This is a genomic window from Pseudomonas sp. AGC41 (assembly GCF_057334555.1).
Window position 1 is genome coordinate 39052 of sequence record NZ_JBHFJB010000084.1, and the last position, 4675, is coordinate 43726.

General features: G+C 61.0%; 4 protein-coding genes. 2 read left to right on the forward strand and 2 right to left on the reverse strand.

From position 1 onward, the window contains the following. Positions 1–35 precede the first annotated feature (35 nt). Together cysS and ACE04F_RS15510 are read right to left on the reverse strand one after the other, a co-directional pair. Positions 36–1418: a cysteine--tRNA ligase gene (cysS, locus tag ACE04F_RS15505; protein ID WP_486107983.1), complete on the reverse strand. Its 1383-nt coding sequence runs from the start codon at positions 1416–1418 to the stop codon at positions 36–38. Between the two features lie 21 nt (positions 1419–1439). After that, positions 1440–3137 (reverse strand): glutamine--tRNA ligase/YqeY domain fusion protein, encoded by a 1698-nt coding sequence (locus ACE04F_RS15510; RefSeq protein ID WP_486107985.1) that lies wholly within the window; start codon positions 3135–3137, stop codon positions 1440–1442. Between the two features lie 250 nt (positions 3138–3387). On the opposite strand from ACE04F_RS15510, the gene ACE04F_RS15515 reads away from it, so the two are divergent. Continuing rightward, complete coding sequence (locus ACE04F_RS15515; protein WP_486107987.1) at positions 3388–3891, forward strand: peptidylprolyl isomerase; 504 nt, start codon at positions 3388–3390, stop codon at positions 3889–3891. Then, positions 3888–4655, forward strand: coding sequence for a UDP-2,3-diacylglucosamine diphosphatase (locus ACE04F_RS15520; RefSeq protein WP_486107989.1), 768 nt, complete (start codon positions 3888–3890; stop codon positions 4653–4655). The genes ACE04F_RS15515 and ACE04F_RS15520 overlap by 4 nt, the downstream gene beginning before the upstream one ends. The last annotated feature ends 20 nt before the right edge of the window (positions 4656–4675 follow it).

A 4675-nucleotide genomic window follows, 5' to 3' on the forward strand; every position in this document is an offset into this window, starting at 1 on the left:
CGCCCCCACAGGGGTACTGCGAAGGCTGGAAGAACTCAGTCCGCCAATCGCCAGGTCGTCCCGCCCTTACCGTCTTCGAGCACCACGCCCATGGCGGTGAGCTGATCACGGATGCGGTCGGATTCCGCCCAGTCCTTGTTGGCCCGCGCGGTCAGGCGCGCCTGGATCAAGGCCTCGACCTCGGCGGCGTCCACGCGGCCTTCGGCGCCGGCTTGCAGGAAGTCGTCGGCTTCAAGCTGCAACACGCCCAACACACTTGCCAGTTCCTTCAGACGCGCTGCCAAGCCCGCCGCCGCATCGAGATCGCTCTCGCGCAGGCGATTGATCTCACGCACCATCTCGAACAGCACCGCGCAGGCTTCCGGCGTGCCGAAGTCGTCGTTCATCACTTCGGTGAACCGCGCCACGAACGCTTCGCCACCGGCAGGCGGCACGCTCGGGAGGCCTTTCAACGCGTGGTAGAAACGCTCCAGGGCACCCTTGGCGTCCTTGAGGTTGTCTTCCGAATAATTGATGGCGCTGCGGTAATGGCTGGAGACCAGCAGGTAACGCACAACTTCCGGATGATACTTGTCGAGCACGTCGCGGATGGTGAAGAAGTTGTTCAAGGACTTGGACATCTTCTCGCCATTGATGCGGATCATGCCGCAATGCATCCAGGCATTGGCGTAGGTCTTGCCGGTGGCCGCTTCGCTCTGGGCGATTTCGTTTTCGTGGTGCGGGAATTCCAGGTCGCTGCCGCCGCCATGAATGTCGAAGGTCTCGCCCAGGCAGCAGGTCGACATCACCGAGCATTCGATGTGCCAGCCCGGACGCCCGGCGCCCCACGGCGAATCCCAGCTCGGCTCGCCCGGCTTGGCGCCTTTCCACAGTACGAAATCCAGCGGGTCTTCTTTCGACTCGTCGACTTCGATGCGTGCGCCGATACGCAAATCTTCGATCTTCTTGCGCGACAGCTTGCCGTAGCCCATGAACTTGGCGACGCGGTAGTACACGTCGCCGTTGCCTGGGGCGTAGGCGTAGCCCTTGTCGATCAAAGTCTGGATCATCGCCAGCATGCCCGGAATGTGGTCCGTGGCACGTGGCTCCAGGTCAGGCTTCTGGATGTTGAGGCGCGCCTCGTCCTCGTGCATGGCCTTGATCATGCGCTCGGTCAGCGCATCGAACGCTTCACCGTTCTCGTTGGCCCGATTGATGATCTTGTCGTCGATGTCGGTGATGTTGCGCACATAGGTCAGGTCATAACCGCTGAAGCGCAACCAACGGGTCACCAGGTCGAAGGCAACCATGCTGCGGCCATGGCCGAGGTGGCAATAGTCGTACACGGTCATGCCGCAGACGTACATGCGGACTTTGTTGCCATCCAGCGGCTTGAAGACTTCTTTGCTCTTGGTGAGCGTGTTGTAGATCGTAAGCACGGGGTTTCCCTTAAGACTTGATCACTGACCCCAGGAGTCGCGCAAGGTCACGGTACGGTTGAACACCGGAGCACCGGGTTTCGAGTCCTTGATATCCGCGCAGAAGTAGCCTTCGCGCTCGAACTGGAAACGGTCTTCCGGCTGTGCGTTGCCCAGCGATGGCTCGGCACGACAACCAGTGAGTACTTGCAGGGAGTCAGGGTTGATGTTGTCCAGGAAACTGGCGCTGTCTTCGGCCTTCTCCGGGTTCGGCGAACGGAACAGGCGATCGTACAGGCGCACTTCGCACTCGACGCTGGCGGCGGCCGGCACCCAGTGGATCACGCCCTTGACCTTGCGGCCTTCCGGGTTCTTGCCCAGGGTGTCGGGATCGTACGAGCAACGCAGCTCGACGATGTTGCCGTCGGCGTCCTTGATCGCCTCGTCGGCGCGGATCACATAGCTGCCGCGCAAGCGCACTTCGCCGGCCGGCTCCAGGCGCTTGTAGCCTTTTGGCGGCTCTTCCATGAAGTCGTCACGGTCGATGTAGATTTCCCGGGCGAACGGCAGGACGCGCACGCCCATGTCTTCTTTCGGGTGGCATGGCAGTTCGAGGTTCTCGACCTGGCCTTCCGGGTAATTGGTGATGACGACTTTCAGCGGACGCAACACGCACATGGCGCGCGGTGCGCTGTGGTCCAGGTCTTCGCGAATGCTGAATTCCAGCATGCCGAAATCGACCACGCCGTCGGAACGGTTGGTGCCGACCATCTCGCAGAAATTGCGGATCGACTTCGGCGTGTAGCCACGACGGCGGAAACCCGACAGCGTCGACATGCGTGGGTCATCCCAGCCGTTGACGTGCTTCTCGTCCACCAGTTGCTTGAGCTTGCGCTTGCTGGTGATCGTGTAGTTCAGGTTCAGGCGGCTGAATTCATACTGGCGCGGGTGGGCCGGCACCGGCAGATGTTCGAGGAACCACTCGTACAGCGGACGATGGCTTTCGAATTCCAAGGTGCAGATCGAGTGCGTGATGCCTTCGATGGCGTCCGACTGGCCATGGGTGAAGTCATAGTTCGGGTAGATGCACCACTTGTCGCCGGTCTGGTGGTGATGGGCGTGACGGATGCGGTACATGATCGGGTCGCGCAGGTTCATGTTCGGCGAGGCCATGTCGATCTTCGCGCGCAGCACGCGGGCACCATCCCCGAACTCACCGGCGCGCATGCGGGCAAACAGGTCGAGGTTCTCTTCCACGCTGCGGTCACGGAACGGGCTGTTCCTGCCCGGCTCGGTCAGGCTGCCGCGATATTCCTTGGCCTGCTCCGGCGTCAGGTCACACACGTAGGCGTTGCCGGACTTGATCAGTTCCACCGCCCAGTCGTGCAACTGGTCGAAATACTGCGAGGCGTAGCGCACTTCGCCGGCCCATTCGAAGCCCAGCCACTTGACGTCGCTCTTGATCGCGTCGATGTATTCCTGGTCTTCCTTGGCCGGGTTGGTGTCATCGAAACGCAGGTGCGTGACGCCGCCGAACTCCTCGGCCAGGCCGAAGTTCACGCAAATGGATTTGGCGTGGCCGATGTGCAGGTAGCCGTTGGGCTCCGGCGGGAAACGGGTGACGATCTGCGTGTGCTTACCCGAATCCAGGTCCGCCTGGATGATCGGGCGCAGGAAATTGACCGGCACGGCCGGGCCGGTCTTGGAATTCGAGGTAGGGTCGACAGTGGGCTTGCTCATAGGATCCTTGAACATACAAGTGCGCGGCCGGGTGCGGCCTGATAAATCAAAGCCCGTATCATAGCCGATGCTGTCAAGCACCTGACAGGCCAGGCCGGCAAACGATTGAATTTATTCGACAGCCAGATGAAAAACAGCCTCGAAATTCGCCCATGGCGCGCTAAACTGCCCAGCCTGGCCGATTACAGCCAGACCGGTTGCGGGCGTCTGCGCCCCCGAAACCCACGAATTCCTTGAAAGAGTAGTGATCATGACCCAAGTCAAACTGACCACCAACCACGGCGACATCGTCCTGGAACTGAACGCCGAAAAGGCTCCGATCACCGTTGCCAACTTCGTTGAATACGTCAAGGCCGGCCACTACGAAAACACCGTTTTCCACCGTGTCATCGGCAACTTCATGATCCAGGGCGGCGGTTTCGAACCTGGCATGAAAGAAAAGAAAGACAAGCGCCCGAGCATCCAGAACGAAGCCGATAACGGCCTTTCCAACGACAAATACACCGTTGCCATGGCTCGTACCATGGAGCCGCATTCGGCCTCCGCGCAGTTCTTCATCAACGTTGCCGACAACAGCTTCCTGAACCACAGCGGCAAGAACGTGCAGGGCTGGGGCTACGCCGTATTCGGCAAGGTCACCGCCGGTACCGACGTGGTCGACAAGATCAAAGGCGTCTCCACTACTTCCAAGGCTGGCCACCAGGACGTCCCGGCAGACGACGTGATCATCGAGAAAGCCGAGATCATTGAGTGATATTGCTGATTTCAGATTTGCATCTGGAAGAGGAGCGCCCGGACATCACCCGGGCGTTTCTGGATTTACTCGCCACACGCGCCCGCTCGGCGCAAGCGTTATACATTCTGGGCGACTTCTTCGAAGCCTGGATCGGCGACGATGCCATGACGCCGTTCCAGCGTTCCATCTGCCAGGCCCTGCGCGAATTGAGCGACAGCGGCACGGCGATTTTCCTGATGCACGGCAACCGCGACTTCATGCTCGGGCAGGCTTTCTGCAAAGCCGCTGGCTGCACCCTGCTCAAGGATCCGACCGTCGTGCAATTCAACGCCGAGCCGGTGCTGCTGATGCACGGCGACAGCCTGTGCACGCGGGACGTCGGCTACATGAAACTGCGGCGCTGGCTGCGCAACCCGGTCACGCTGTTCATCCTGCGCCACCTGCCCTTGGGCAGCCGCCAGAAACTGGCGCGCAAGTTGCGCAGTGAAAGCCGCACGCAGGTGAGGATGAAAGCCAACGACATCGTTGACGTCACGCCAGAAGAGGTCCCGCGCGTCATGCAGCAATACGGCGTGAAAACCTTGGTCCATGGCCACACCCACCGCCCCGCCATCCACAAGCTGCAACTGGGCGAACACGCCGCCCGGCGCATCGTGCTGGGGGATTGGGACAAGCAGGGCTGGGCGTTGCAGGTGGATGAGCAGGGCTTTTCGCTGGCGCCGTTCGGGTTTGCCCCGCCGCCACGACTGCCGGCACCGGACACAATCCCCGATCCAATATAAATCCCCCTTGTGGGAGCGAG

Bases quoted from the DNA above. Each gene is read 5' to 3' on its own strand.
- ACE04F_RS15510 (WP_486107985.1), bottom strand. From the start codon at position 3,137: ATGAGCAAGCCCACTGTCGACCCTACCTCGAATTCCAAGACCGGCCCG.
- ACE04F_RS15515 (WP_486107987.1), top strand. From the start codon at position 3,388: ATGACCCAAGTCAAACTGACCACCAACCACGGCGACATCGTCCTGGAA.